General features: G+C 42.4%; 25 protein-coding genes and 1 pseudogene. 9 read left to right on the top strand and 17 right to left on the bottom strand.

The features are described 5' to 3' along the window. Positions 1–39: 39 nt before the first annotated feature. The 7 genes from nblB to V7K45_RS26325 all read right to left on the bottom strand — a co-directional run bounded on the left by nblB (position 40) and on the right by V7K45_RS26325 (position 9,070). Complete coding sequence (nblB, locus tag V7K45_RS26355) at positions 40–705, bottom strand: phycobilisome degradation protein NblB (RefSeq protein ID WP_335007890.1); 666 nt, start codon at positions 703–705, stop codon at positions 40–42. Between the two features lie 103 nt (positions 706–808). Beyond that, entirely contained in the window at positions 809–1,273 is a 465-nt protein-coding gene (locus V7K45_RS26350) for a CBS domain-containing protein (RefSeq protein WP_335007888.1), read from the bottom strand. A 247-nt stretch (positions 1,274–1,520) separates the two neighbouring features. Next, positions 1,521–1,937: an 8-oxo-dGTP diphosphatase MutT gene (mutT, locus tag V7K45_RS26345; protein WP_335007886.1), complete on the bottom strand. Its 417-nt coding sequence runs from the start codon at positions 1,935–1,937 to the stop codon at positions 1,521–1,523. A gap of 537 nt (positions 1,938–2,474) precedes the next feature. Beyond that, positions 2,475–2,819, bottom strand: coding sequence for a DUF760 domain-containing protein (locus V7K45_RS26340; RefSeq protein WP_322698271.1), 345 nt, complete (start codon positions 2,817–2,819; stop codon positions 2,475–2,477). Between the two features lie 237 nt (positions 2,820–3,056). Continuing rightward, positions 3,057–4,013, bottom strand: coding sequence for an RNA polymerase sigma factor, RpoD/SigA family (locus V7K45_RS26335; protein ID WP_104909800.1), 957 nt, complete (start codon positions 4,011–4,013; stop codon positions 3,057–3,059). Positions 4,014–4,701: 688 nt separating this feature from the next. Further along, complete coding sequence (carB, locus tag V7K45_RS26330) at positions 4,702–7,959, bottom strand: carbamoyl-phosphate synthase large subunit (RefSeq protein WP_335007883.1); 3,258 nt, start codon at positions 7,957–7,959, stop codon at positions 4,702–4,704. Between the two features lie 556 nt (positions 7,960–8,515). Beyond that, positions 8,516–9,070, bottom strand: a complete 555-nt coding sequence (locus tag V7K45_RS26325) for a Dps family protein (RefSeq protein ID WP_322669776.1) — start codon at positions 9,068–9,070, stop codon at positions 8,516–8,518. Between the two features lie 455 nt (positions 9,071–9,525). On the opposite strand from V7K45_RS26325, the gene V7K45_RS26320 reads away from it, so the two are divergent. From V7K45_RS26320 to V7K45_RS26310, 3 genes are all read left to right on the top strand, one after another. Beyond that, on the top strand, positions 9,526–9,783 hold the full coding sequence (locus V7K45_RS26320) for an Asr1405/Asl0597 family protein (RefSeq protein WP_335007881.1): 258 nt from the start codon (positions 9,526–9,528) through the stop codon (positions 9,781–9,783). Positions 9,784–9,846: 63 nt separating this feature from the next. Then, positions 9,847–10,494, top strand: a complete 648-nt coding sequence (locus V7K45_RS26315; protein ID WP_335007879.1) for a (2Fe-2S) ferredoxin domain-containing protein — start codon at positions 9,847–9,849, stop codon at positions 10,492–10,494. Between the two features lie 313 nt (positions 10,495–10,807). Beyond that, positions 10,808–11,230: a hypothetical protein gene (locus V7K45_RS26310; protein ID WP_335007877.1), complete on the top strand. Its 423-nt coding sequence runs from the start codon at positions 10,808–10,810 to the stop codon at positions 11,228–11,230. 145 nt (positions 11,231–11,375) lie between these two features. On the opposite strand, the gene V7K45_RS26305 is transcribed toward V7K45_RS26310, so the two are convergent. Next, the gene (locus V7K45_RS26305; protein WP_335007875.1) at positions 11,376–13,496 is read right to left on the bottom strand and encodes a tetratricopeptide repeat protein; all 2,121 of its coding nucleotides are present in this window, start codon (positions 13,494–13,496) and stop codon (positions 11,376–11,378) included. 563 nt (positions 13,497–14,059) lie between these two features. Next, positions 14,060–14,533, bottom strand: a complete 474-nt coding sequence (locus tag V7K45_RS26300) for a hypothetical protein (protein WP_335007873.1) — start codon at positions 14,531–14,533, stop codon at positions 14,060–14,062. 187 nt (positions 14,534–14,720) lie between these two features. On the opposite strand from V7K45_RS26300, the gene tumA reads away from it, so the two are divergent. After that, entirely contained in the window at positions 14,721–14,951 is a 231-nt protein-coding gene (gene tumA / locus V7K45_RS26295; RefSeq protein WP_335007871.1) for an antitoxin TumA, read from the top strand. Beyond that, positions 14,941–15,324: a toxin TumE gene (tumE, locus tag V7K45_RS26290; protein ID WP_335007869.1), complete on the top strand. Its 384-nt coding sequence runs from the start codon at positions 14,941–14,943 to the stop codon at positions 15,322–15,324. The genes tumA and tumE overlap by 11 nt, the downstream gene beginning before the upstream one ends. A 74-nt stretch (positions 15,325–15,398) precedes the next feature. On the opposite strand, the gene V7K45_RS26285 is transcribed toward tumE, so the two are convergent. From V7K45_RS26285 to V7K45_RS26275, 3 genes and pseudogenes are all read right to left on the bottom strand, one after another. Beyond that, complete coding sequence (locus tag V7K45_RS26285; RefSeq protein ID WP_335007867.1) at positions 15,399–16,757, bottom strand: Rid family detoxifying hydrolase; 1,359 nt, start codon at positions 16,755–16,757, stop codon at positions 15,399–15,401. A 110-nt stretch (positions 16,758–16,867) separates the two neighbouring features. Further along, positions 16,868–17,002, bottom strand: a pseudogene (locus V7K45_RS26280) (NUDIX hydrolase); the annotation flags it as partial. A gap of 209 nt (positions 17,003–17,211) precedes the next feature. After that, positions 17,212–17,643, bottom strand: coding sequence for an NUDIX hydrolase (locus tag V7K45_RS26275; RefSeq protein WP_322707800.1), 432 nt, complete (start codon positions 17,641–17,643; stop codon positions 17,212–17,214). Between the two features lie 208 nt (positions 17,644–17,851). Between V7K45_RS26275 and malQ the strand changes: the two genes are divergently transcribed. Next, entirely contained in the window at positions 17,852–19,366 is a 1,515-nt protein-coding gene (gene malQ, locus V7K45_RS26270; RefSeq protein WP_335007862.1) for a 4-alpha-glucanotransferase, read from the top strand. Positions 19,367–19,549: 183 nt separating this feature from the next. On the opposite strand, the gene V7K45_RS26265 is transcribed toward malQ, so the two are convergent. Continuing rightward, positions 19,550–20,362, bottom strand: a complete 813-nt coding sequence (locus V7K45_RS26265) for a helix-turn-helix domain-containing protein (RefSeq protein ID WP_335007860.1) — start codon at positions 20,360–20,362, stop codon at positions 19,550–19,552. A gap of 29 nt (positions 20,363–20,391) precedes the next feature. After that, entirely contained in the window at positions 20,392–21,150 is a 759-nt protein-coding gene (locus V7K45_RS26260) for a pseudouridine synthase (protein ID WP_335007858.1), read from the bottom strand. Between the two features lie 134 nt (positions 21,151–21,284). Here V7K45_RS26260 and V7K45_RS26255 point away from each other — a divergent pair, with 134 nt between their 5' ends. After that, the gene (locus V7K45_RS26255; protein ID WP_335007856.1) at positions 21,285–21,998 is read left to right on the top strand and encodes an LmeA family phospholipid-binding protein; all 714 of its coding nucleotides are present in this window, start codon (positions 21,285–21,287) and stop codon (positions 21,996–21,998) included. A gap of 331 nt (positions 21,999–22,329) precedes the next feature. Here the strand turns inward: V7K45_RS26255 and V7K45_RS26250 are convergent, their stop codons facing one another. Both V7K45_RS26250 and cbiT read right to left on the bottom strand, forming a co-directional pair. Continuing rightward, positions 22,330–23,211, bottom strand: a complete 882-nt coding sequence (locus V7K45_RS26250; protein WP_335007854.1) for a phosphatidate cytidylyltransferase — start codon at positions 23,209–23,211, stop codon at positions 22,330–22,332. A gap of 221 nt (positions 23,212–23,432) precedes the next feature. After that, positions 23,433–24,035, bottom strand: a complete 603-nt coding sequence (gene cbiT, locus V7K45_RS26245) for a precorrin-6Y C5,15-methyltransferase subunit CbiT (RefSeq protein WP_335007852.1) — start codon at positions 24,033–24,035, stop codon at positions 23,433–23,435. A 93-nt stretch (positions 24,036–24,128) separates the two neighbouring features. On the opposite strand from cbiT, the gene V7K45_RS26240 reads away from it, so the two are divergent. Next, positions 24,129–25,532, top strand: coding sequence for a serine/threonine protein kinase (locus V7K45_RS26240; RefSeq protein ID WP_335007850.1), 1,404 nt, complete (start codon positions 24,129–24,131; stop codon positions 25,530–25,532). Positions 25,533–25,629: 97 nt separating this feature from the next. Further along, a complete protein-coding gene (locus V7K45_RS26235; protein WP_335007848.1) occupies positions 25,630–25,938 on the top strand; it encodes an NIL domain-containing protein in 309 nt (102 codons plus the stop codon). Positions 25,939–26,015: 77 nt separating this feature from the next. Here the strand turns inward: V7K45_RS26235 and V7K45_RS26230 are convergent, their stop codons facing one another. Continuing rightward, complete coding sequence (locus V7K45_RS26230; RefSeq protein WP_012407592.1) at positions 26,016–26,693, bottom strand: response regulator transcription factor; 678 nt, start codon at positions 26,691–26,693, stop codon at positions 26,016–26,018. Positions 26,694–26,902 lie beyond the last annotated feature (209 nt).

Genomic DNA, 26,902 nt, shown 5'->3' with positions numbered 1-26,902 from the left:
ATCTATATTAAAGGTGAATTTTCTTAACCTTAGATAGAGTTAAACTGACTGCAAAGATTGTTTCGCTTCGTTTGCGATCGCATCTACTTCATCATTAGCCAGAATTTCTAATATAGATTTGGCTTCTGGATTACTTAAACGAGCCAAGGCTTGTACAAGTCTGTAACGAATTTGCCAATCCGGGTTGGTAGCATAGGGAGCCAACAGAGGAACTGCTTGTACATCTCCCAAGTCACCCAAAGAACTAATGGCAGCAGTTTGGACTAATTCGTTTTCTGATGAAAGTGCCTCTTTGAGTAGTTCAAAAGCTCGCGGATCGCCCAACTCTCCTAATGTAGCAATAATACTGAATTGTATTAGCCATTCACCAGTTGTATGATAAAGCTGCTGTAAATCTTCAAAAGCTTCGCTTAACTTCAGAGCACCCAAACAGTCTGCTGCTGCTGCTTGTACATCTACTTCGGAGTCATGAAGTAAGCGATCGCGCAAGATATCCAAGGATAACTGTAAATCTTGGGTTCCAAGTGTATCCATTTGACTCACTGCTGAGTAACGGACACGGGAATTGCGATCGCCAATAGCACTTTGAATTAATTCAAAGCCAATCGCAGGTTCCAATTCGCGGATTTGATTTACAGCACGTAAGCGATCGCCTAAATCCTCAGAACTGAGCAATTGCTTAACAGACTCCGGAGTAATACTCATTTAATTATCCTTGATTTTCAAATGTAAAAAAGACAGACGCGATTAATCGCGTCTCTACTTTTGACTTTTGTACAGACGCGATTAATCGCGTCTCTATTTTTGACTAATCTTGACTAGCAGCCATAGCCCGAATAATATCACCACGAGTGAGAATACCAATTACTTGACCCGTACTTTCAAGTACTGGCAAGCGATGAACGCTGCGATCGTGCATGATTGTAGCTGCTTCTTTTAAAGTTTTATCAGGGGAAATAGCGATCGGGTTTTTACTCATCACCTCCCCGACGGTTTGCCCTAGAGCCTTATGCAAATCACGGTCATACGTAGCAGGATTTTTTAAATAGATAACACTATCAAGAAACATAATGTACGCAGGTGGAGTAACACCAGTTTCTTGCCACATCAAATCGGTTTCCGAGATAATGCCTACCAATTTACCGAGATCGTCCACAACAGGTAGTCCGCTGATATGGCGTTCTGCGAGAATTTGGATAGCTTCCTTGAGTGGAGTTTCCTCCCGGACAACAATAGGATCGCGGCTCATCACATCGGCAACGGTTTTAGGCATTTATTTGCTGACACCTTAAATCAAAGTCCCTGCGCCTATTGTAGAAAATTGCGGGACTCAACCTGATGCAATTAATAGATTGTTACGGGATTTGTCATTTGCCATTTGTCATTGGGCATTCAGAGTGCTGAGTGGTGAGTGCTGAGTGCTGAGTTAGGAGTTAGGAGTTAAGAGTTTTGTTTATCTCCTTGTCCCCTCATCTCCCTGCTCCCCTGCTCCCCCGCTCCTCTGCTCCTCTGCTTCTTTCCTAGCCCCCACTTCCTTTCAATGCAGCAATAATTTGAATATTTGCTTTCGGAAACGTAAAATGCTCCAGTTCTTCCAAAGTTACCCAGCGAATTTCATCGGATTCTAAAGGTTGGGGGACACCTGTAAGATGGCGGCAATGATGTACAGTGAGGGTAACGCGCAAGTTTGTATAACTGTGGTCAATAGTAATCAGATGCTTTCCCACTTCAATTACTATCCCCAGTTCTTCGGAAATTTCCCGTTGAATACATTCTTGGATGGTTTCACCAGGCTCTATTTTACCACCAGGAAATTCCCACAAACCACCCATTGCTCCTTCTGGGCGACGGCGGTCAATTAAAATTTGCTTTTGGTCATTCCAAATTACTGCAACACCAATGATTTTATGGGGTAGGCAAGAACTGGTTTCACTCATAATTGAATGGGGAGTAGGGAGTAGAGAAAGAATTCCTGAATTTTGACTCTTGACTAATAACAAAACTCGGCAGACTACTTGTAACTCTGCCGAGTTTAGATTTATTTATTGCAAAGATTATCTAGCACTGTTCGTTTATCCACAAATGTGCATTAATCATCTATAAATACACCTCAAATATTGTGTCTGGTTAAAAATTTATTATTAAGACCGCAGAGACCGTAGAGAAAAGGAATTTTCCTGGATTTTGCATAGATTAGGAAGTTATACCTAACTAGTTTGACATCAATAATTGATTGAATCAACACAAAATTACAGGAGTTCACAGAGAAGCGAAATCAAAGACTCCGCGTTCCTCTGCATTTAAATTTCAACCAGAATTTGTCACTATTTTGGATATTTTAAAAAACTTAGCTGATGTATAATCGGGAATTAGCCGCAAAGATTTCGCAGAGACTTATTTTCAATTCGTATCGCCGTAACTATGACTAGCTATCAGTTCAACTCTATTGATTGAATTTCCCAAATTTTACATTTCTAGTCAATTTCGCTGTTGTCGGTTTCAGATCCTTGTAAAGCCATTTCAAAATTCATTCTCTGTTCAGCGTTACGTAAGAAATAACCACTAATCATTGCAGAAGCCAGAAGCCTACCTAGATTTTCCCGATTCGTGGTGACAGTAACACCAAAATGTTCTGAAGGTAGATTACCTAATAGTCCTGTAATATTCCGTTCCATCACCTGAAAGACTTCGGCAGACGTGGGTTTGGATAGCTGGGTAACTGTCTCTGGACTCAAGGATTTAACGTACTGCCATAGTAAATCGTTAGTTTCTGCTTCACTATTAAAAAATTCTGAGACGCGATTGGATGGGTTACTCATTTTTTAGCTCCTTAACTACCACTATTAGCTGCGGTGCTTGTGATTTGAATATTAAATGTTTGTTTTGGATTTGACTTAGTTATTTTGTCTTCCTGTCAACTAATGTAACAGCCTGGCGTAAGAGTGGAAGTAGGTGTAACCGTACCAAATTCAGCGTATTTTCTCACCAATTGGTCAGTAGTCATTGGTCTTTAGTCCTTTGTTAACAACTAATGACAAATGACTAATGACAAATGACTAACTTGCCAAATATTCATCCATGTTGGCTTTAGACTTGCGAAGTTTGCTTAAGGCTTCCCGTTCAATTTGTCGGACTCGTTCTCGACTGATGTTCAATATTTCACCAATTCTAGCTAGAGTGAGAGCTTGCCCATCAGTTAAGCCAAAACGCAGTGTGATTACTTCCCTCTGTTGTGGCGTGAGATCGCCCATCAACCGATCTAAGTCATAAGATAGGGAAGATTGCATAACAAACTCTTCGGGAGAAGCGCCTGGATCTTCCAGCATTTCTCCAAGTTCAGTGTCGTAGTTATCACCCAGCCGCAAATCCAAGGAAAGAGGCAAACGCGCCTTTTCTAAATACTCTCGCACTTGTTTGGGCGTCAATTCTAATTCTTGAGCTAGCTCTCCAGCCGTAGGAGCGCGTCCCAACTTTTGAGACAATTGGCGCTGTGCTTTTTTAATCTTATTTAATTTTTCCGTGATATGGATCGGCAACCGAATGGTACGAGCTTTTTCGGCAATAGCACGAGTAATAGCTTGCCGAATCCACCAATAGGCATAAGTAGAAAATCTGTACCCTTTGGTGGGGTCAAACTTTTCTACGCCCCGTTGCATACCAATACTACCTTCTTGGATCAAGTCCAGTAAATCGACGTTGCGCTTGATGTATTTTTTGGCAACGGAGACTACCAGCCGCAAATTGGCTTCTACCATCTTGCGCTTGGCAATTTCACCATCTGCGATCGCTTCATTCAACTCTGCTGGTTCTAGGTTTGTTGCTTTGGCCCACTCTTCTAGAGTCGGTTGATGACCTAGCTGGGTGGCAAGAGATTCCCTTGATTCGTGCAAAGCGCAGGAACGTTGCACTTGTTTACCATAGAAAATCTCTTCCTCGTGGGTTAAAAGTGGCACACGGCCAATCTCACGCAGGTAAGTCCGCACGAGGTCTGTGGCTGTCTGAGCGGTCTTCATGGCGCTACTCTTTGGTAATGATGGGGTTGGCGGTAGGGTCATTAAGGGATAGATGCTTTCTTTATTTATTAGGGTGCTACCCAGTCAGACTGGGAACCTGTACTATGGTTTGCAACTTACGCGCCTGAGAAACTCGTCGGCTGCTCATAATAATCAAATTTAGGCTTCTTAACTGCTAAAACTACAGTTATTTCCTACTTTTCACAAGTATCTACAGTTAGATAAAAGGTTGCTTTTTAAACATTTTTTATGTAAGTCCTATTAACAATTGTAACATTTATGAGAAGATTTTGGCTAGATGGCGACATGAAATTTCCTGGTTTTTCCAGTTAATGTAACGTTGCCCTCTATCTTAAGGCTGACTAAAAGTCAATTTAAGAAATTATCTGGTTCAAATAATTTTCCTCATATTTGTTAAAATATCTCAATGAGAACTATATTCATTCTCTTCTAACAATTGTTTAATTTTTCTGGGAATTGAGAATTGTATAGCCGTAGTCACACAGGTTAGGACATTTGGAAAGGGTGAATGCTAGAGTTAGCAATAGTTTTACCTCCTGCCTCCTGCCTCCTGCCCTCTGCCTCCTGCTATAAATGGAGAATTGGGCATGGGGAATAGGGCATTGGGTGTAGTTATCCCCTTGTCTCCCCTGCTCCCCTGCTCCCCTGCTCCCCTACCCCCTACTTCCTAGAGAGGGCAGTACTCTTGGATAGTTTTTACGTCCAAAGTCGTATTTTGTAAGGAACGGATGGCGGCGACGGTAGCTTTTGCACCAGCGATGGTAGTAATGATGGGAATTTTGTAAGCTAAGGCTGTGCGACGGATTAACCTAGCATCAGTCTGGGCTTCTTCCCCTGAAGGTGTGTTGATAATCAGTTGGATTTTCTGGTTTTTGATTGCATCTAAGACGTGGGGACGACCTTCATGAAGTTTTAAGACTAATTCAATCTTTAGCCCCTGTTCTTGAAGAACTCGGCGTGTACCAAGGGTAGCCATCACTGTAAAGCCCAAATCGATAAATTCCTTCACCACACCACTTGCAGCAGCTTTATCGCGATCGCTCATTGATACAAATACAGTTCCCGTTAGCGGTAAACGCTCCCCAGCACCCATTTCCGCTTTGGCAAAGGCACGGCCAAAGTCGCTGTCAATCCCCATCACCTCACCAGTGGATCTCATTTCTGGGCCCAATATTGTATCAGTTCCTGGGAATTTATTAAAGGGTAATACTGCTTCTTTTACAGCAATATGTATAGGAATGACTTCCTCTGTAAAATTTAGCTCCTCCAAGGTTTTACCCGACATAATTAAGGATGCTAGTTTCGCTAGCTGTATGCCCGTAGCTTTAGATACAAATGGCACTGTACGAGAAGCGCGGGGATTAGCTTCTAGAATGTAAACTTGGGGAGAATAGCTGCTTGCACCAACAACGGCAAATTGAATATTCATCAACCCTACGACTGATAATGCTTGTGCTAGCTGTATCGTCCAAGTGCGAATCTGATTGAGAACTGCTGGTGATAGGGAAATGGAAGGTAAGGAACAAGCGGAATCTCCTGAGTGAATACCTGCTTGCTCAATGTGTTCCATAATACCACCAATCACCACTCTTCCTGTATGGTCGGCGATCGCATCGACATCGACTTCAATCGCATTTTCCAAAAACTTATCAATCAAAATCGGATGTTCTGGTTCCACTAGTACCGCAAAGGTCATGTAGCGTTCCAACTCAGCATCGGAATAAACGATTTCCATCGCCCGTCCCCCCAACACATAGCTAGGACGTACCACTACTGGATAACCAATGCGTTTAGCAACAATCAGCGCATCTTCGTAACTCCGCGCGATACCATTGGGCGGTTGGGAAATATTCAACTGTTGGAGAATCTTTTCAAACCGCTCCCGGTTTTCTGCCATATCGATGGAATCTGGCGATGTACCCCAAATTTGAGTGCTGAGTCCTGAGTCCTGAGTGCTGAGAAACTGCTGGAGTGGGATAGCCAACTTGAGCGGGGTTTGTCCGCCAAACTGGATAATCACCCCAACTGGATTTTCAGTTTCGATGATGTTAAGGACATCTTCTTTTGTTAACGGCTCAAAGTAAAGGCGATCGCTGGTATCGTAGTCTGTCGAAACTGTCTCTGGGTTAGAGTTGACCATAATCGTCTCATACCCCGCTTTCTTCAAAGCATAAGCGGCGTGACAACAACAATAATCAAACTCAATTCCTTGTCCAATGCGGTTAGGGCCACCACCCAAAATCAACACTTTTGGCTTGGTTGCGGGCAAAACCTCTGTTTCTTCTTCGTAGGTAGAGTAATAGTAGGGGGTAAAGGCTTCAAACTCAGCAGCGCAGGTATCCACTGTTTTATAAACTGGGATAATACCTAGTGACTTGCGGTAGGCGCGAACTTCATCTTCAGTAGTTTTAGTGGCATAAGCAATCTGGCGATCGCTATATCCATCCCGCTTCACTTCATAAAGTTGCTCTTTTGTCAATTGCTGCAAAGGTGTCCGCTTCAGGAATTTTTCGACATCTAGGAGTTGCTGAAATTTATCTAGGAACCACGGGTCAATACCAGTCAGTTCATAGATTTCCTCAGCACTAATTCCTAATTGCAAGGCATGGCGCACGGAGAAAATGCGATCGGGGTTAGGTGTCCGCAGTTGGGCGCGAATTTGTTCGCCACTGGGTAATTTTTCGGCTCCATCGCAACCCCAACCAGCGCGTCCGGTTTCAAGCGATCGCAGCGCCTTTTGGAAGGATTCGTTGAATGTGCGCCCAATTGCCATTGCTTCCCCGACGGACTTCATTTGGGTTGTCAGCACTGGGTCAGAGCCGGGGAACTTTTCAAAGGCGAAGCGGGGGATTTTTGTCACCACATAATCAATTGTCGGCTCAAAGGATGCAGGAGTTTTCTTGGTGATGTCATTTTTAATTTCATCTAAGGTATAGCCCACAGCCAATTTTGCGGCCATTTTGGCAATAGGGAAACCCGTGGCTTTGGAAGATAAAGCTGAACTGCGGGAAACACGCGGGTTCATCTCAATTACAACCACATCTCCATTAACCGGATTGATGGCAAACTGAATGTTAGAACCACCAGTTTCCACACCGATCTCGCGGATGATTTTAATTGCCATATCCCGCAGCCTTTGATATTCTTTATCAGTGAGGGTTTGCGCGGGAGCGACGGTAATCGAGTCCCCGGTATGAATGCCCATCGGGTCAAGGTTTTCGATGGAGCAGATAATCACCACGTTATCTGCTAAGTCACGCATCACTTCAAGTTCATATTCTTTCCAGCCGAGTAAAGACTGGTCAATGAGAATTTGCGAAACAGGACTGGCATCTATACCTACCTGTGCCATTTCTTCAAATTCTTCTTGGTTGTAGGCAATACCACCGCCACTTCCACCCATTGTGAAAGCTGGACGAATAATCAGGGGATAAGTACCAATTTGGCGAGCAACAGCTTTGGCTTCTTCTAAAGATTCGGCTGTGTCACTAGGACAAACAGCTACTCCAATCCTTGCCATTGCTTCACCAAACAGCTTTCGATCTTCGGCTTTTTCGATCGCTGGGAGTTTAGCGCCGATTAATTCAACGCCGTACTTTTCCAACACCCCATTTTTGGCTAAAGCAACGGCGATGTTGAGGGCGGTTTGTCCTCCCATCGTTGGTAATAGAGCATCGGGGCGTTCTTTTTCGATGACTTTTTCAACCAATTCCGGTGTCAATGGCTCAATGTAAGTGCGATCGGCCGTTTCCGGGTCGGTCATAATTGTTGCAGGGTTGGAGTTGACCAAAACCACTTCATAGCCTTCTTCTCGGAGCGCTTTGCAGGCTTGAGTGCCAGAGTAGTCAAACTCACAGGCTTGTCCGATCACAATTGGACCAGAACCTAACAGTAGAATCTTCTGGAGGTCGTCACGGCGGGGCATAGTCGTTGCCTTGGAATACGAGAATAGAAATCCTGATCATTTTAAGGGTCTTTACCCCCTCTGGTGCTTTTTATTATTAAGTTTTCTAAGTTTGATGACAGGAAGGGAGTGGGGAACGGGGGGCAGGGGAGCAGGGGAGCAGGGGGGCAGGGGAGCAGGGGAGCAGGGGAGCAGAGGAGAATAATTAGTAACTAATGCCCAATGCCTAATGATTATTTTGTATTTTTAATTTTATTTAATTATGATGCTCAAATTTCTAAAGTTTTTGCGAATCTTTATTATTTAATTCGATGAACCTTGCGATAAATAATAATTGATTTTGGTATATATCTGTCTGCTTATTTATGCACAAATAGACTACTTAGATAAAAATTTATCTTAACTAGCTAATTGCTAAATATTTTTAACGTTAAATATTATATAAATATGTTTACTTAAATTAAAAATGGCAGAGAAATAGGGATATCATTCTCTGCCATTTTTTATAATATTTTAATAGTTGGTGCTGCCAACTTTTTCTTTCAGTCTAGGTAGACAAATCTAGATTATGAGAATTTTAGCTTTGAGCTGCTTGGACAAACCCTAAAGTTAAGCTATCTTTGGCCAGGAAGTGAGATAAATGATACGCACGTTCCTCAGTTTTCAACAAAATCTTTTCGTACAGATAGCGTGTGCCCCGATCGCCTAAACTCTCTGCCTGAGCAGCTTGGCGACGAATTACGCCAATGATTGCTTGTTCGGCAGCTAGGTCATTTTCCACCATTTGGCGAGAGGAATATACGCCTTCAGATTCTTGCTCAAAACAGGTTAATTCTGCTAATTTGCTGAAGGTAGCTACTGGCACACCACCCAGTCCATCTAAACGTTCTCCAATTTCATGAACGTGGTCTTGTACTTGGTTATAGCTTTCGTTAAAAAATTCATGCAGAGAGTAAAATTCTGAGCCTTCAACTACAAAATGATGCTTTTGGTACTGCAAGTACAGTGCCTGGAAACTAGCTAATACAACGTTAAATCCTTCTGTAACTGGAGCAGTTACACTGCGATCCAGCAACACAGGATTGTCATATACATGACCAAAATTCCGTAACAAAGTTTGCGTTTCAGACATTGTTCTCCTCGCTATTTAGCAATTATAGATTTTAACTGCTTATTCCTTACATATTAACATTTTCACAATAAGAGCAAGCCAATTTGCCATCACAAGATTTTGTATTTTTGTTTACTAAAATTCTTAAGTTTATTATTTGCTAGATTATGGCACACTCATCAAGTTGTGTATATTTCTCATTACTGTTGACATGAAAAGTTAAGTGTGTATACCTCCTCAAGGGAGTGAGGGGAAATGGAGGAGTAAATGCCTCTTTGCCCTAATACTACTTGTCATCCCCTGGATCTCTCTCATGGGATGATTGCAAGAATTTTATTTTTTTTGCAAAATTAATGAGAATTGTTTGCACTTAAGCTATGCTGGTTTTAAGAGGCTAGATTACTAAGACTTTCAAAAAGCAGGGAGTTAAATGGCGGTAGTTACTGCAAGTTTGTTGCACTTTGAGGGCAATTCTCTTGAAATCGCATAGTTCAGAAATAGAAATAAACCACCTTGTAGAGGTGAATTGGGTAGATCGATGGCAAGTCTATCAACGCTTAGAGGAGTTAAACGTTCCCTGTAGTTGTGCGGCTAACCAGCCATTAAAAGTTGAAATTAGCAATCCGACTGCGGCTGTTCAACTTTGGAGTGTAGTACGGCGATTTACAGCCTCTCGTCAAGACCAAATTTGGACTCTTGAGTGTTGCTGGAAAAGTCGTTATCAACAGTTCTAATTTTTTGCTACTGCTGAGAATATCTCGCTAAACAGCTTGTCTTAACTAAAAGGAGGTTAAAAAATGGGTGCATCTCACAATATGGAAGTATCAGAATTTTGCCTTGAGGGCAGATTTATAGATTTTGTTATTAAAGACGGCTATAAGCTGAAAGGTTTGCTGCTAGGTACTCATGAGGGTGAATGCTACGTTAAACTTGCTAAACACTTACGGGCTGCTTTTGATTTGCAGCTACCAGCAGGTACTTGGCTACAAGTTGTTGGTTATAAAGAATACGATATAAAAAAAGACAAAGTTACACTGAAAGCTGAACGTGTGATGGCAGCGCGTTCTGAAGTGACGACAATTCAAACCATCGCTACACCACACGAACCCCCATCTATTGATAATGTCAAAGTCAAACCAGCTAAGACTAAGGCCACGATTTTGGTGTGTCAAAAGTCTGATTGTATGAAACGCGGTGGTAAAGCAGTTTGTCAGGCGTTAGAGGCGGCTTTAAGCGATCGCGGTTTAGAAGACCAAGTTACAATCAAGGGCACTGGTTGTATGAAGAACTGTAAAGCTGGGCCGAATTTAGTAATGCCAGATAAAACCCGCCATAGCCGAATTCAAGCTGCACAGGTTCCAGCCTTGATGAATCAGCATTTTGGCGACAAAAATTTGTCAGCACAGCCTGAGAATTTAAGAGAAGCGGCAATACCTAAATGGTAAATTTTGGGGAAGTAGTTCATACAATCTTGACATTTGAATGAGAAAGCTTAATAATATCTTCTCAAGTGTGTTCCGTTAGTACTCGGCCGTAAAGTCCGCTAGAAGTTTGCAATAAAATCAAAAAACTGGCTTTAATTAAGGCCAGTTTTTTGAATGAAGAGGATTTTTATTAAGCAATTTTGAATTGGGATGCTCCCATAATTTGGAAAAATTCTAAGGAATGTGGTTGATTGATGAATACGTAGAGGCACTGAGGCTTATTGTTAGATATCGCTTACAGTGGAAGCTCCAATCATCAATGACTTAAAAACAAATGCCACACACTCCTGAGTGGATATATATCGTTTTTTTGACATTTTCTACGATAGTCATGATTTTTCTATTCCGTCATGACTGGAATCGCCTCGCTAAACTCTACAGCACTCAAGAAGCGCCGCCACAAAACTTCTGCCGAATGCAAAGCGGTTCTGTGGGTTTGGTGTATTACAAAGGAACTTTAAACGTTGGTACAAATTCTCAAGGGATTTATTTGAGTATTTTCCCCTTGTTTAGCTTGGGACTTACGCCGTTGTTGATTCCCTGGAGTGCCATTAGGAAAATTGAACCTGCTAACCAACTTTTTATTGAGCGTTTTCGTTTGTATCTTAATTCTCCAAAAGTCAAACTGGTTTTAAGCAAAGATATTTTGGAACCAGCTAAAGAATTTTTAGCCACACAGGGATTTGAGTGGATTTAGACAAATCCCGTTTTTACCTGGCTAATAGCGTAGGGAAACATCATTGCGGCAGTTTAGAAAACTTTAGGTATAAGAGAGGAAATTGATTCCCAGGCGTTGTTGGGACTTGTGGGTTTTCTGGCGGCTAGGTTGGAAATTAGATGACCTAAATTAGAGAAGACTGCAACAACTGTCGTATAGATGTAGCCTGCACATGGTCAGGAAAGACGGTTAAAAAGTCATCTAGGTCTTGGATAGTTTTACGAACAGATTCTGAGGAAGCACCCTTCGATAAGGCATAGCGATATAACCGCTCTGCTGGTTGAATATATTGAGCAGCTAAATAGTAAAGGGCTAAATTAAAGGTATTAGACCAGTCTTCAGCATCTTTTTCGTAATGCTGTTTAGCAAGCTTGATGGCAAGCGCTAAGTCAGCCCATGCTTTATCTGGTTGGTTAAGGGCTTGGTAGGCTAAAGCGCGATTATATAAATACCAATTACTGTCAGAATGTAACTCAATAGCGCGGTTGAAATCTATAAGAGCCTGATTATATAGCTTTAGCATTAGGTAAGTTTGACCGCGATGTGCGATCGCCGAGTCAAGTTTGGGGTTAAGTTCGATTGCGCGGTCAAAATCTTGTAGGGCTTCTGGGTAACGCTTCATTAACCGAGAAGTTTGACCGCGACGTGCGATCGCCCAGTCATATTTGGGGTTAAGTTCAATATAAAGGTTCTCCTCATAAGCTTTTAACCCATTTGCTAATTGCTCACCCCAACGCTGAACTTCAGCAGAATCCGCATCTTTACCAGCCTGAAGCATGGTTTCTGCATATTGTTGGGCAAATTTGCGTTGATTTTTGAGTGCAGCAAGAAATTCATTGAGAGATACAGATAAATTCTTTTGCGGTGATTGACATAAATTGTGGTAGAAGACGTTTAATGTGTGGCTCTGCCAGCTAGGATCGTGCTGTTTATGCTCTTCGTCCAATTGCAGATCGTTTCGCAGGTTGTCATAGTAGTTTGCTAATTCGCCATGTATGTCAGCCCAATCCTGCGGCGATGAGAGGCGCTTGTGGCGTAACATTTGGGTTTTGACGACATCATGATAAACCCAGCCATCAGAACGTTCGTTGACAAAGGATGTTTCTTTCAGCCAAGTAAATAGCTCATCTGCTTCTTCTTCCCCTCTCAACTTGGCTATAACATCCCGATTCAAGCACCGAGGAATGGCAGCATCAAGCGCCACTTGTCGCCGCTTGGGGTCATCAATCCATTTTAAAAAGCGTTCTACAGCACTACTGTTAGGTTCAATTACTTGGTTGGGGTCATTGGGATGAGCATCTGCCAACATTCCCACTAGCAGGGGTAAGTTTCCAGAAAGGCGCAAAATCGCTTCAATGATGCGGTTGTCTGTAATGCCTTTCCGAGCTAGATATTGTTGGGCTTCTTTTTCTGTAAACGGTTCCAGAGGAAAACGAACTATTAACCCCTCGTAAGGTGCCCAATGATTTCTATCTAATTCCTGCCGACCGGCGATCGCTATCAATATATTGAGAGATACTTCACCGTGGCGACCCTCCAAAATTTCTCGTAGCCAGTTATCTAGAAATTCTCCGGTGCGTTCATAAGTATCAAAAAACAGGAAAACAGGAGTTTCCTTAGCAATTTTAAAAATATCTTGCAAAAATAACGGGGTCAGAACTTCTTCAGGTTCTTGAACTAATAGCACGTCATCTTTATTCGTTATTTTTTTTGCAACATAAGATGCCCATTCTCCAGCTTGGGTAGTGAAAGCATCCTCATCTATAAAGTTAAATACTGCACCGCTAACGGGAACTTGACGCGCCAGACGCACACTAGTTTTTACCATAGTTTTGCCTACAAAAGCCGAAAAACCTTGAGGAGCATCTGGATCGGTTTCTAATTCTTGGCGCTTTTGACGGTAAACTTTGTAGCGTTCTGTAAACTGCGTTAGTTTATGACCTTGCCTTTCTAACTCCTCTGCTAGACGACCCATGACTTCTGGTATAGTTTTTTCAGCTTCATCGATGTAAGCCGAAATGATTTTTGCTCGATCGGCAATTTTACGAAACTGTTGCAGCAAGGTACTTTTACCAACTCCGCCTTGACCCCAAACGTTATACACAAAACAACGGCGATCGTCTTCTGGGGGTAATGCTAAATTTTGGCGAAATTGGTTTACCTGGTCTTCACGACCCACAAAACCTGATTGTTGACGTTGCTTAAGAATATCTTGTAGACTCTTGGGCTTGTTTTGCGGGTTCATTACAAGATTCAATTTTAAGGTATTAATGCTTATAGAATAACTACTAAATATAAATGCTGTATTTCAGAATTTATCAAACTTATTTTAGGTAATTTTTACGTGTAACTTTAATTTAATTTCAATGTTGACCTTCTGAGGCTCGACGTTGACCTTCTGAGGCTCGACGTTGACCTTCTGAGGCTCGACTTTGACCTTCTGAGGCTCGACTTTGACCTTCTGAGGCTCGACTTTGACCTTCTGAGGCTCAACTTTGACCTTCTGAGGCTCGACGTTGACCTTCTGAGGCTCGACGTTGACCTTCTGAGGCTCGACGTTGACCTTCTGAGGTTCAACGTTGACCTTCTGAGGCTCAACTTTGACCTTCTGAGGCTCAAAAATGTCCTGGCGACTAGAAGTCGCGGCTACACAGACAAAACCCGCACTTTGATAAGCTTAGTGACCGCCTGCACGGGTTTCAAAAATCTTTGAATTCAAGACGCAAAAAGGGCATAACAATGTTATGCCCCTACAAATAACGTGTATTTTATCAAGTTGACAACTGGTATAATTGCCTGTTTCAAGTTTTAGCTAACTGGGACTTCGGATTGCTTTTTCTTAGAACGGCGGTTAAACCTGCGTCCCATCTCATCAATTACTGCATCTAAACCTGCGACATCACCGCTAGCTTTGGCATAGCTATAAACTGATAATGCTGCTGCATACGCTTCACTAGCAGCAGCTATACAGGTATCATCTACCAATTCTTGCAGTTGCGTTAGAGACAACAGCACCGGATACAAGTCCTCATATATTTCCAAGTCCCGGCGCATTTCTTCTAAATCAAAGTAGCGAGGCAAAAAGTTAGGGTTTTGTGTTGCCACTTCTAAAGCTTTGCTCACAAAAGCCCGACTTTTATCTCCCATCTTCAGCATTGTTCGCCGATCTTCAGGGGTCAAATCAACCAAAAATGGTAACTTTTCTCTAATTGTAGCGATCGCCTGCATGACTGCTTCTTTGTCTGCTGGGGCGAGGCTGGCACTGATACGATTTTTTGCCATTTTTAATACTCCTTTAGGGTACTTAATTTCAGTATTCCCAAAGTTGTAAAGGCGATGTCTACGACGGGCTACGCCTACGCGTGTGTTGAGAGGTAATTAACAGAATTTTATCTAGATTTGCAAAAAAGAGACGGGAGTTTATAAGAAGAGGCTTAGGATAAACTAATGAAGCTGAATACAGAAATAAATGCGTAAACAAATTATCGAATATACATCTCCACTAGATGCACTGATTGGCCTTACTAAACAGTTAAATACTTATGAAATAAAGTATCAAATGAATTCAGAAGAATTTTTTGCCAAATATAACCAAGGTGAAACTTCTGATGAGGAAGTATTTGTCGAATGGGCAGCAAACTACCAACATTATCTAGCTCTACACCTAGAAATAGAGAGCAAACTCAGAGATGTCGCGTAAAGTTATTCAAGCCTATTTAGATGAAATTGAGCAACTTTTACTCAACTGCTCTAACACATACATTGAGGAATATAGTGCGGTAATTTTTACGACAGAAAGAGCTAATCTCCGCATTAGGATACGTTTCGCTCTTAAATATTTGCTGGCAGTCAGTGAAGCCTTTGTTATTGTAGATAATCAAATTACATATATCGATTACCGTTATCACTTTCAAGATGAGCAAAATAGTCTGATTTTTCGTTATGACAGTACACCACACTTTCCCAATTTGCCTAGCTTCCCGCATCACAAACATCTTTTGAACGACGTAATTGCTTGCGAAAAACCACATATAGCCGATGTACTACAAGAAGTGATGGAGTTTTTAGAGTAAGAATATGAAATTTGCATTGCAAAATAGAACCATTAAATGGAACCGTTAAGATTTTGCTCATTGTTCTATTTCTTCTAACCGCTAATTACAGCGATCGCATCAATCTCTACTAACACATCTTTAGGTAAGCGCGATACCTGCACACAAGCCCGCGCCGGGGCTGTATCTTCCGGGAAATATTTAGCATAAACGGCATTCACCGCCGCAAAATCGTTCATATCAGCTAAAAATACAGTGGTTTTCACGACATCTTGAAAAGTCGCCCCGGCTGCTGTGAGGATGGCTTCAAGATTAGCTAATACCTGCTCAGTTTGCTTTTTAACATCATCAGTGTAGACAACATCACCAAGGCGGGGATCGATGGCAATTTGTCCAGCGATAAATACAAATTGACCTGAAGCTGCGATCGCTTGATTATAAGGGCCGACTGGTGCGGGTGCGTTATCAGTATTAATTACTTTACGGGTCATAGATATTACTTTCTCTAACGATGTTTCCTGTTTACCGATTTCCGCTTCAGCTGCGATCGGCTTGTAGACTTCTCCATCTGGCATTATCGCACGACTGAAATCAGCATCCTCAATTAACCATCCATAGGTAGTGGCATCAGTTAAGTCTGCTCTGGTCAAATTTGTTTCCTTCAAATTTACCTTTTTCAAATCTGCTCCTTGGAGAACTGCTCTCTCCAAATTTGCTCTTTGGAGACAAGATTCTCTCAGGTTTGCCCGTAAGAGATTGGCTCCAGCAAGATCAGTTCCAGCCAAATTTAAGCCTGATAGATTAAAGTTCTGTAAATTCACTGCTTGCAGTTTGGCATCTTGTAGATTTGCCTTTTGAAAGTTTACGCCCTCTAAGTTAGCTCGACTCAAATTCACTCCTACCAGGGAAACTCCACTAAAATCTATGCTATTGAGTGTTGAATTACTCAAATCTGCTCCTGCTAAGGATACTTCTCTAAGTTTTGCACTGCTTAGATTTGCATGATTTAAATTTGCTTTTTCTAAATTGGCGTGGCTCAAGTTTACACCACTCAAATTTGCATGGCTTAAATCTGCCTTGTCTAAATTGGCGTGACTCAAGTTTGCACCACTCAAATTTGCTCCACTTAAGTTAACGTTGCTTAAGTTTGCACCACCAAAGTTTGCTGGAGGCTTTAGCCAACTGCCACGGCTCCAATAAATTCCTGTACCATTCACCTCACTAAAATTTGCTACTGATAGAGATGCTTTACTGAAGTCAGTTCCGTTAATTTTTGCTTTTGTTAGATTTGCCTTACTTAAATCTGCACATTTAAAATTAGCGCCAGTCAGATCGGCATTCGATAAATCTATTTCAATCAGCTCTGTATTTCTGAGGTCTACTTCTTTCAGTACTGCTCCTTGAAAGTTCCGTTGTCCTGCGGCATATTTCTCTAAAAGTTCCTCAGCATCCATAATGCACCTTTAAATACCACTGACACAGTATAATCACAAAAACTTTGTGTCACAGGTATTCCTCTGTTTTCTTCCCTCTGCGCTCTCTGCGCCTCTGTGGTTCGTTCCTCCTACCCCGACCTCGGACGTATACCATAATGCCGATATCGCCAATAATTCCGCAAAATGCGATCGTGGTCAAAACATAAATTACCAGGTACATACCAAGACTTAAAAACTTCTACACCCTTACCATCATCACCAGCCTTGATAATGTTGGGTTTCCTTCCTCAACTCAACCTACATTGGAGTTATTTTTTAGCCTTAACCGAATAGTATTGTCTCAGGTCAGGATCGCGATCGCACTCGTATAATACTGTTACGACAGCTCACTGTCGTCTCAGGGGACAGCGATTTTGAAAGGATACAACAGGTGCAAGCCTTAGCATTAGAATCTTGGCTTTGCCATCCTCTCCTACCCCAACCTCGGACGTATCCCATAATGCCGATATCGCCAATAATCACGCAGAATGCGATCGTGGTCAAAACATAAATTACCAGGGACACGCCAATACTCAAAAATGCCTACACCCTTAGCATCATCTCCAGCCACAGGTTCCCCCGTAGCTGTCGCCAAAAACACAATGCTAATGGTATGCTGACGCGGATCGCGATTTGGGTCAGAATATACCAGTAATTGTTCAACTAATTCCACCTGTAAACCCGTCTCTTCCTCAGCTTCTCGCCGTGCCGCCACTTCCACCGCTTCGCCATAATCTACAAAACCACCAGGAATAGCCCAACCTAAAGGTAGATTATGTCTTTCAATTAACACTATGGGCCGATGAGGTCGATCTACTAGTTCAATGATGATATCAACTGTCGGTGTAGGATTTCGGTAAGTCATAGTTATTTAGTCATAGTTATTTAGTCATTGGTCATTGGTCATTGGTCATTAGTCATTGGTCATTAGCCAAGGACAAAGAACAAATGACAAAAGACAAACAAGATGAGTTTACTTGATTTCCCCTGCAAATACCGTTCAGTGATAAATTCGATGCGATCGCCTAGCGTTTCCATCAGACAATTGCTCCCTCTTATAATTCAGGTTACTTATGCCTTTTCCTAGATCCAGTGGCATTTTGCTGCATCCTACCTCCTTTCCCAGTCGATTTGGTATTGGGGATTTAGGCTTAGAAGCCTATCACTTCATTGATTTTCTTAAAGAGAGCCATCAACAATATTGGCAAGTTTTACCACTGGGCCCCACTGGATACGGTAATTCCCCGTATATGTGCTACTCGGCAATGGCAGGAAATCCTCTGTTAATTAGCCCAGAAAAGCTCTTAGAAGAGGGTTTACTATCTGAGGAAGACTTTGCTAATTTACCAGGATTTCCGTTAGAAAAGGTAGATTTCGAGAAGGTTGTGCCAATTAAGATTGGGCTACTCAAAAAAGCCTGTGACAACTTTAGAGGGAATGCTACGCCCATTCAGCAGAAAGAGTTTGCAGGTTTTTGCGACAGTAAAGCTTATTGGCTAGATAATTACGCCTTATTTATGGCGCTCAAAGATGCCAACGACAATGCAAACTGGCATTCATGGAAACCAGAATTTGTCAAGCGCGACCCACAAGCATTGGAGCAAGTACAGCATCGGCTTAACGGAGAGATTTATTATTACAAATTCGTCCAATTTGAGTTTTTCCGCCAGTGGTCAGAACTAAAAAGTTACGCTAATATGCGCGGCATTAGTATTATTGGCGATATCCCCATCTATGTATCTCATGATAGTGCCGACGTGTGGGCGCATCCCGACATGTTTTGCTTAAATCAGGAGACAGGTGCTGCTGCTCAAATGGCAGGAGTTCCACCAGATTACTTTAGCGCCACTGGTCAATTGTGGGGAAATCCGGTTTATAACTGGGATGAATTGCAAAAACAAGACTTTAAGTGGTGGGTACAGCGCTTTGAGGCAATGCTGGATTATGTAGATATAATTCGCATTGACCACTTCCGGGGCTTCGAGGCTTATTGGGCTGTGCCGCAAGGCGAACAAACTGCTATCAATGGGAAATGGGTGGAAGCGCCTGGAGATGCTTTTTTTGAAGTGATTAGGGAGAAGTTGGGCAAGCTACCCGTCTTAGCAGAAGATTTGGGAGTAATTACACCAGGAGTAGAAGCGCTGCGAGACAAGTATGAATTTCCGGGGATGAAAATTTTGCAATTTGCCTTTAGTGCTGATTCCACTAATCCATTTTTACCATTCAATTATCGGCACAATGCTGTAGTTTATACCGGGACTCACGATAACGATACAACTATAGGCTGGTTCAATACAGCTGAGGACGAGGAAAAGCAAAACTTGTTGCTTTATTTAGGTTCTATCAGCCCTGATGGCATTCACTGGGATTTGATTCGCCTAGCTTTGAGTTCTATAGCCAACCAAGCGATTATTCCCTTGCAAGATATTTTGGGATTAGGAAACGAAGCGCGGATGAATTTTCCTAGTACTGCTGAGGGGAACTGGGAGTGGCGCTATCAACCAGGAGCGATAACAGATGAATTGCGCGATCGCTTGAAAGTTCTTACTAAACTCAATGGACGCGCCCCGGAAGATCAAGTCCAGTGAGGAGTGGGGCTGAGTGAGCAGGGGAGCAGGGGGACAAGGGGGACAAGGGGGACAAGGGGGACAAGGGGACAAGGGGGACAAGGGGGACAAGGAGGAATTATTGAATAAATCTTTTCCTGTTCTTTCCTCTCTTCCTTGTCTACCCTGTCTCTTTTCAATCCCCAATGCCCAATGCCCCATATTTCAAAACTTAGGCTTGGCAGCAATCCTAACTTCTTCCTCTTTCCCTGGCTCTCCCATTTCCTTAGCTTTCTCTTGATTGACGCTCACCAACACACCACCAGCATTATCAGTTTTCACTGTCAATTGCTTTTGGGCTTTCCAAACTCGGTGAGTTCCCTCTGGCAGAATACCCTCAAACTCGGTTTTGCCATCGGCTACTATACGAATCCAAGATGAGGCTTTCAAAGTTACACCAACCTGTACAACCTGTCCCTTTTGGACACCGCTTAGGGTATCGCTGACAGGTTGTACCTGTGTTGATTCTTTTAGTTGAGCTATTTCTGGTTTAACAACAGACTTTTGTTTTGGATATTGCTGGTTTGGGCTATTACTTGCTTGTAGTAAGGCGTTATTTAATAACTGAGATAACCCATTTACAGAGCAGACTATTAGGAATATGTAAAGAAAGTAAAGATGAATCGGACGTAGTTGAGCTAGGGGTGAAGTATTCCCCCTACTTAGAGGACTAACTTGTGCAGAACTGATCGGAAAAGTGCCAGAAAATTCTACTCCATTCAAGCCTAGTGCATCGGCAAATTGTCTGATCAAACCCTGAATATAGACTGGTTCTGGTAGATCGTTTAAATTACCTTCTTCGATCGCCTGCAATAATCGTCGGGGAATCCTGGTCAATGCAACCACTTGCTCTAGAGATAAACCCTGTTCTTGACGCAATGCCCAAAGTTGAGCGCCTAATTCTGCCAACTTTTGGGCTCGTTGTTCCTCTAATGAAAGTGATGGCTGGTGCTTATTTTTCTTTCTTAGCCATTTCATGCCTACTGACACTCCTTAACTCCACTGAATCAATAATTAGGTTGCGCGATCTGATCTTGCAAAAAGTGAATCTCACGATCTTTGAGGGAACGATATTTACCCTCTGACAAAAAGGGTTGCTTTGGAGTTTGTAATTGAATTGGGCCGATAGCAGTCCGATGCAGCTTGATTACTGGGTATCCTAACTGTTGAGCTATACGGCGAATTTGGCGATTTCTTCCCTCCTGCAACACTATTTCTAAAAGGCTTTCCTCGGTACGACGTTCTATGAGGCGTACCTTAGCGGCCCTGGTTTTTCTACCCTCCAACATCACACCTTGACGCCACGTCTGTAGTACTGTTTCTGGAGGATGTCCTTTGACCAAAACATGATATGTCTTGGAAATACTGTGACGTGGATGGGTTAGTCCAAATGTCAGTTCTCCGTCATTAGTCAGGATTAATGCTCCTGTAGAGTCTGCATCTAGACGGCCAACTGGGTGAATACCTGAACCCTCCCGTAATTCTTTCGGCAGTAGATCCAGGACTGTTGGTCTGCGATGAGGGTCGTAGCAAGTAGAAACCACTCCCGCTGGTTTGTGCAGCAATAGATATATTAAAGCCGGACGCTGCTTTTGGGATACAGGCTTACCATCAATTGCGATCGCATCTTTTTCGGGATCGACTTTTTGACCTAAATGTGCCAATACCCCATTAATCCGCACCCGTGACTGCCTAATCATTTCTTCGGCTTCACGACGTGAGGCGATACCCCATTGAGCAAGAATTTTTTGTAACCGTACCTCCATGTGGAAATTGCTTATTTACTGTTATCAATTAAATGATATTTGCATTTTGTAGCGAGTAGGCATAAATGTTACATTTAAAGCTTATTTAATTTCGGTTCGGTTGTTGAGCAAATACTCCTAAACAAATTGGTTAAATGCCAGAGCAAAATCCCCAAACAACAAGTGGAAATAAAATCCGCATAATTACGCAGGTACTCACAACAGCAGTCAAGCTCTGGTTGAGAGCGCAGGTCAGCCAAATATCAGAATTAGAAGTGGAGATTAAAGCTAGCGATCGCCAACTTTTCTCTGGACGCATTCCTTCGGTATCTGTTTTTGCAACTCATGCAGTTTATCAAGGTCTCCTAATTACACAAATTCAATTAATAGCAGAAAATATTCGGGTAAATATCGGTTCCGTACTCAAGGGAAAACCTCTACGACTGTTAGAAACAGTACCAGTGGTTGGCGATTTGATCGTAGACGAGAAGGATCTGAATGCTTCTCTCTCATCAGACTTATTATCGACTGCTTTGAGCGATCTCTTGGTTAAGGTTTTACCAACAGATTATCCCCAGTCACAACCAATCAAGTGGCAAGAAATTCTGCTTGGGAACAACCAAATTATACTGCGAGGTTTGAGAGTAACCAATAGTGAAACAACGCCTTTAGAGATTTGTCTAGGCTTACAATTACTCAGTGGGAATGAGTTGCAACTGGTACATATCCCAATCAAGCGCGATCCGGAAGATATATTAAAAGATAATTATGAGTACAATCTGGATCTTGGCTCAGATGTTGATATCGAAGAATTAACGCTGATCCCAGGCAAGCTAGTATGTCGTGGGCGGATTAACGTTAACCCTTGATGATTATGAAATTAAAAAATGCTAATACATTATTTTAAATGATATTGCGGCTCTCAGGCGATGAGAGAGCAGGCAGACAATCCCTGGCTTCGTTGCGATCGCGCCTGGGAATAGAATTCCAAGTTATTGCATTGAAGGAAGAATACAGAGAATTCTGCGCTTCGTTGCGATCCCGCCTGGGAATAGAATTCCAAGGCTAATAGCTTAAGTCCTCTTCAGAGGACTAAACAAGAATTTTAGTCCTCTTAAGTGGACTTGAGCTATTAGCCCGGAACTTAAGTTCCGGGCGGGATATGCGTCAGTGCAATACTCTAACTGTTACTGAAAACCGCTATAGTAGCGGCAACAGCAATGTCACAAAATAATATACCAACGGAGCAGTAAAAATATAACTATCGGTACGGTCTAAAATACCACCATGACCGGGGATTAACTGCCCAGAATCTTTAACTCCAGCATCCCGCTTGAGCATAGATTCTGTGAGATCCCCTAAAAGACTAGCAATACCAATCAGCAAACCTAATGCTAAACCAGTGAAAGGAGATTCAGGCAAGTGAAGATAATAGGCTCCCGCTATGGCTACGGCAACACTTGAGGTAATACCAAAGACAGCACCTTCAACAGTTTTTTTCGGGCTAATGTCAGATAAACGAGTTTTCCCAAAGAATTTGCCAATGGTGTAAGCACCGATATCGGCTGCCCAAATACACAAAAAAGTCAGTAGTGTGGCTGTAAAACCTTGTGCTAAAGAAGCAGAATTTGCCTTTTCCCAGAAATCTGTCCAGGTTGTGGGCCAGTAACCTCCGAAAGGGAGATTGCTAAAAGCAGCACTATCAATTGCTCGTAACCGCACCCAATAGCTTGGTAAATAACCAACGTAAAACAGCCCCATAATAGAAGCGGAAACATCAGCGATCGTGGCAAATTTGGGTTGAAACAGCAGGTAAAAACAAATAAGTGTGCCAGCTATTGGCATCACAGCATCAGCTAAACTGCCATCAAGGGTACAAATCACTAGCAATACTTGGCTGACAGCCATAGTGGTTTTAGCGGCGGGAGCGATGCCTCTGGCTCGCACCAAATTAAAATATTCCTGTTGACCCAAAAAGATGATGACCGCAAAGATGATGGTAAAGTACCAACCCCCCAAAAGGGTTGCGGAAAGAGCAAGAGCGATCGCAACAATTCCACTAATAATCCGAGACCAAGGCATAAAAGTATTTTGGATTTTGGATTTTGGATTTTGGATTAGAGATTAGGTATTCGAGATTAGGGATTGGTAATTGTGGCTTGGTTTCTGATGACATATCACCTAAATCCCCAATCTAAAATCTAAAATCGTTCGACTGAGCGACTTGCCTTGAGCGACTTGTACTGAGCGTAGCCGAAGTAAGTCGAAAGGAGCCGAAGTCTAAAATCTAAAATCTTTTTGATTTAGTCTAGTTTCTCACCACTGAGGATAAAAATGGGATCGACGGCGGTAAAGGTTTGAGAAAAGCCGCGTGTCTCTAGGCGGTTAACCGCAGATTGGACGACTTCGATATTTCTAGCTCTTAATAGGGAAAAGCTCTGGGAAATAGCATACAGACTTTCTAGATTAGCAGCTGTGGCTACAACCCGACCGGATGGCGGCAAATAATGCCAAGCTGCTTGCAGTATTTCCTGAATGGGGCGACCTCCCTCGATACAAACGCGATGAGGGGTAATTTTGAGGTCATGTAAACACTCTGGGGCGCTGCCTTCAACAACTTCAACATTTTTCACATCAAAGCGATCGCAGTTACGCTTGATCAGACTAGCTACTTCTTCATCCCTTTCGATAGCGATAATCTGTCCGCCTGGACACAATAGCCCCACCTCTACCGGAATTGTACCTGTCCCTGCACCAATATCCCACAACACAGAATCTGATTTTAGGCGCAGTTGAGAAATCAATAGCAGTCGGACTTCTCGCTGACTCAGGGGAATTCCTGGCAAATGCTCAAATAAGTCATCGGGAATACCTGGGGTAATATAAGGCCAAAGTTGGGAGGGCATAGAATTACGCAATTATACTAAAGATATGGATTTGCCAAATTGAAAAGCTATCAGCTATAAAACTTTTCAACGGTAGCATTATAAGAAAACATAATGATTGGTGAAATATTAAGCGATCGCTACGAAGTTCAGCAGCTATTAGGAAAAAAAGCAGGGCGGCGGACGCTATTAGCTCGTGATTTGCAAACTCAAAAATTAGTTGTCATTAAATTACTCTCTTTTAGTAGTGACTTTGAATGGGATTCACTCAAGTTGTTTGAGCGAGAAGCTGAAACTTTAAAAAACCTAGCACATCCCTCAATTCCTGGCTATTTAAACTATTTTGAGGTAAATTTACCAACCATCAAAGGATTTGCTCTAGTACAAACTTATATCCCTGCACAAACTTTAGAGCAATGTTTACAGACTGGGCGGACTTTTACCGAAGTTGAAGTCAAACAGATAGCCAAAGCACTTTTAGAGATTCTCGTTTACCTACATGAACTACATCCGCCTGTAATTCACCGTGATATTAAGCCTAGCAATATTTTATTAGGGGAGCGTTCTGGCAATAGTGTCGGTCAAGTTTATTTAATAGATTTTGGCTCAGTGCAGACAGTTCTAGCTAGCGAAACCGGGACAAGAACTGTAGTAGGAACCTATGGCTATATGCCACCAGAGCAATTTGGCGGACGCACTGTTGCAGCATCTGACCTTTATAGTTTAGGCGCAACCTTAATTTACTTGCTGACGGGTACTCACCCAGCCGATTTACCCCAAAAGGATTTTCGTATTCAGTTTGAAAAATTGGCTAATCTCAGTCCCAGCTTTAGCAATTGGTTAAAGCGGATGATTGAACCTAGTTTAGAACGGCGTTTGAGTTCTGCTGACCAAGCGATTGAAGCTTTAGAAAAACCACAATCAACAAATTTGCCTACTTTAGTTGTTGGCAAACCAGATGGGAGTAATATTCAACTAACCAAAAATGGGGATTCTCTAGAAATTATCGTTCCACCATCTGGTTTCGATCCATCAATAGTATTTACAGGTTTATTTGCGATCGTCTGGAATTCATTTATTCTTTTTTGGACAATTGGCGCACTCTCAGCACCTTTTCCTGTCAACATCCCCTTTGCGTTGTTTTCACTTCCATTTTGGGGTGCTGGCTTTATGATGGTGTATAAATTTTTCTTTCATTTTTTTGGACGCATCTGTTTACGCCTGAATTCCGAACAAATTTCCCTAACTTGGGAATTGTTTGCTTGGAAATTTTATCGTCCCCGTGCATCGCCAAGACAAAGTATTAATAAATTAGTTTACATTCCCAAACATTTTACGAAAGATTCTGAAGGCACGAGAATTGCCGTTCCCGCACAATTGGATATTTGGGTAGGAGTAAAAAAATATCAACTTGGTGGTAGTGATGGTGCAATTAAATCTGAAGCGGAACTGGAATGGCTAGCTCAGGAATTAAGCGATTGGTTAGGTTTGCCAATTACCAATCCAATGAGAAGGTAAATACTTTCTTGCTTGCCTGCGTGGGATAAGTGACGCTAGTGTTAAAAGAATTGTGCAAAGTCAAATCCTTATCCAAGAAGTCGAATAGGAAGCTAGAATGGCAATTCCAAATAAACAAGTAAAATCTAATACTGATATTTTAGATAAAAGACGCACCCAAACTCGCATCCAGGTTCTTATTCCTAAAGACTTGCATGAGGAACCAGTCATTTCACGACTGGTTTCTCACTACGGTATCACAGTCATTATTGCTGATGCTCAGGTAAGGGCAAACGTCCCACAATATAGCTGTTTCGATCTGGAACTGCAAGGTACTGTTTCTCAGATTGAAAGCGCCCTAACTTACCTGGATGAACTAGATTTAGAAGTTTTGCACCAATCCAGCCCTGAAGAAGATGGTTGGTAAATTGAGTGCTGATTCCTGAGTTATGAGTGCTGAGTCAAAAACACTCAGCACTCAGCACTCAGTACTCGTTGCCGATTTTAGGCCATTTGATTTTCAATCGCCCACCGCGCTAGTTCAGTGCGGTTGTGGAGATTGGTTTTGCCCAACATATTGGACACATGGCTTTCAACCGTGCGCTGACTAACATTTAGTTCTTCAGCAATTTCCCGGTTAGCTAAACCCCTAGCGACAAACTGGACTACTTTCAGTTCGGTTGGGGTTAATTGCACATCGAAGGGAACCTGGATGCGGGAACCGTTTTCGCCTCCTTTTGCTTGGTGTTCTTTCCAACGGATAGTTTGTTTCAGCGAGGACTCAACTTGCGCTACGAGTTCTTCTGGTTCAAAGGGCTTGACCATATAAACATCAGCACCTTTGTTCAGACCCTTAACTCGGTCTGCACTTTGTCCCTTAGCTGAAAGGAAAAGAACCGGAATCCAGCTGGTGCGTTCGTTTTGCCGGACTTGTTCCACAAAAGTATATCCGTCCATTTCCGGCATCATCACATCGCAGATGATCATGTCTGGAACATCTTGCTCTAAAATTTCCAGAGCTTCACGTCCATTTTCAGCGGTGATGACTTCATATCCCCGGAATTCTAAGTAATCCTTCACCAGCAAGATGAGGTTAGGGTCATCATCAATCAATAGAAGTCGTTTGTGATCTTTCATGCTGGGCTCTTTCATAGCAGTGGCACTTGTCGCGCTTCGGTCCATCAAAGTCTTGAATATTTATCCTCTATGGTGGGTTATTCGAGATGTTGTCCTTTTTCCTACTTAACTTGCCTTTACTGTCTCGAAGTCTCAAAAATGCCGAGCACTTTCAATAGACTAGTAGCTCGATAGCAAAAGTCCAGCAAGGATACGTATAGCAGTAGTATCTATAATGCGCTATTATATATCGCTTTGAAAGGGGCGGGGTAAAA

Source organism: Nostoc sp., from assembly GCF_036917375.1.
Taxonomy (GTDB): Bacteria; Cyanobacteriota; Cyanobacteriia; order Cyanobacteriales; family Nostocaceae; genus Nostoc.
This window is presented reverse-complemented; position numbering and strand designations above follow the sequence as displayed.

What these genes read in the sequence shown, in the direction of transcription:
- nblB (WP_335007890.1), bottom strand. Translation starts at nt 705, where the DNA reads ATGAGTATTACTCCGGAGTCTGTTAAGCAATTGCTCAGTTCTGAGGAT.
- V7K45_RS26350 (WP_335007888.1), bottom strand. Translation starts at nt 1,273, where the DNA reads ATGCCTAAAACCGTTGCCGATGTGATGAGCCGCGATCCTATTGTTGTC.
- mutT (WP_335007886.1), bottom strand. Translation starts at nt 1,937, where the DNA reads ATGAGTGAAACCAGTTCTTGCCTACCCCATAAAATCATTGGTGTTGCA.
- V7K45_RS26340 (WP_322698271.1), bottom strand. Translation starts at nt 2,819, where the DNA reads ATGAGTAACCCATCCAATCGCGTCTCAGAATTTTTTAATAGTGAAGCA.
- V7K45_RS26335 (WP_104909800.1), bottom strand. Translation starts at nt 4,013, where the DNA reads ATGAAGACCGCTCAGACAGCCACAGACCTCGTGCGGACTTACCTGCGT.
- carB (WP_335007883.1), bottom strand. Translation starts at nt 7,959, where the DNA reads ATGCCCCGCCGTGACGACCTCCAGAAGATTCTACTGTTAGGTTCTGGT.
- V7K45_RS26325 (WP_322669776.1), bottom strand. Translation starts at nt 9,070, where the DNA reads ATGTCTGAAACGCAAACTTTGTTACGGAATTTTGGTCATGTATATGAC.
- V7K45_RS26315 (WP_335007879.1), top strand. Translation starts at nt 9,847, where the DNA reads ATGGGTGCATCTCACAATATGGAAGTATCAGAATTTTGCCTTGAGGGC.
- V7K45_RS26310 (WP_335007877.1), top strand. Translation starts at nt 10,808, where the DNA reads ATGCCACACACTCCTGAGTGGATATATATCGTTTTTTTGACATTTTCT.
- V7K45_RS26305 (WP_335007875.1), bottom strand. Translation starts at nt 13,496, where the DNA reads ATGAACCCGCAAAACAAGCCCAAGAGTCTACAAGATATTCTTAAGCAA.
- V7K45_RS26300 (WP_335007873.1), bottom strand. Translation starts at nt 14,533, where the DNA reads ATGGCAAAAAATCGTATCAGTGCCAGCCTCGCCCCAGCAGACAAAGAA.
- tumA (WP_335007871.1), top strand. Translation starts at nt 14,721, where the DNA reads ATGCGTAAACAAATTATCGAATATACATCTCCACTAGATGCACTGATT.
- tumE (WP_335007869.1), top strand. Translation starts at nt 14,941, where the DNA reads ATGTCGCGTAAAGTTATTCAAGCCTATTTAGATGAAATTGAGCAACTT.
- V7K45_RS26285 (WP_335007867.1), bottom strand. Translation starts at nt 16,757, where the DNA reads ATGGATGCTGAGGAACTTTTAGAGAAATATGCCGCAGGACAACGGAAC.
- V7K45_RS26275 (WP_322707800.1), bottom strand. Translation starts at nt 17,643, where the DNA reads ATGACTTACCGAAATCCTACACCGACAGTTGATATCATCATTGAACTA.
- malQ (WP_335007862.1), top strand. Translation starts at nt 17,852, where the DNA reads ATGCCTTTTCCTAGATCCAGTGGCATTTTGCTGCATCCTACCTCCTTT.
- V7K45_RS26265 (WP_335007860.1), bottom strand. Translation starts at nt 20,362, where the DNA reads ATGAAATGGCTAAGAAAGAAAAATAAGCACCAGCCATCACTTTCATTA.
- V7K45_RS26260 (WP_335007858.1), bottom strand. Translation starts at nt 21,150, where the DNA reads ATGGAGGTACGGTTACAAAAAATTCTTGCTCAATGGGGTATCGCCTCA.
- V7K45_RS26255 (WP_335007856.1), top strand. Translation starts at nt 21,285, where the DNA reads ATGCCAGAGCAAAATCCCCAAACAACAAGTGGAAATAAAATCCGCATA.
- V7K45_RS26250 (WP_335007854.1), bottom strand. Translation starts at nt 23,211, where the DNA reads ATGCCTTGGTCTCGGATTATTAGTGGAATTGTTGCGATCGCTCTTGCT.
- cbiT (WP_335007852.1), bottom strand. Translation starts at nt 24,035, where the DNA reads ATGCCCTCCCAACTTTGGCCTTATATTACCCCAGGTATTCCCGATGAC.
- V7K45_RS26240 (WP_335007850.1), top strand. Translation starts at nt 24,129, where the DNA reads ATGATTGGTGAAATATTAAGCGATCGCTACGAAGTTCAGCAGCTATTA.
- V7K45_RS26235 (WP_335007848.1), top strand. Translation starts at nt 25,630, where the DNA reads ATGGCAATTCCAAATAAACAAGTAAAATCTAATACTGATATTTTAGAT.
- V7K45_RS26230 (WP_012407592.1), bottom strand. Translation starts at nt 26,693, where the DNA reads ATGGACCGAAGCGCGACAAGTGCCACTGCTATGAAAGAGCCCAGCATG.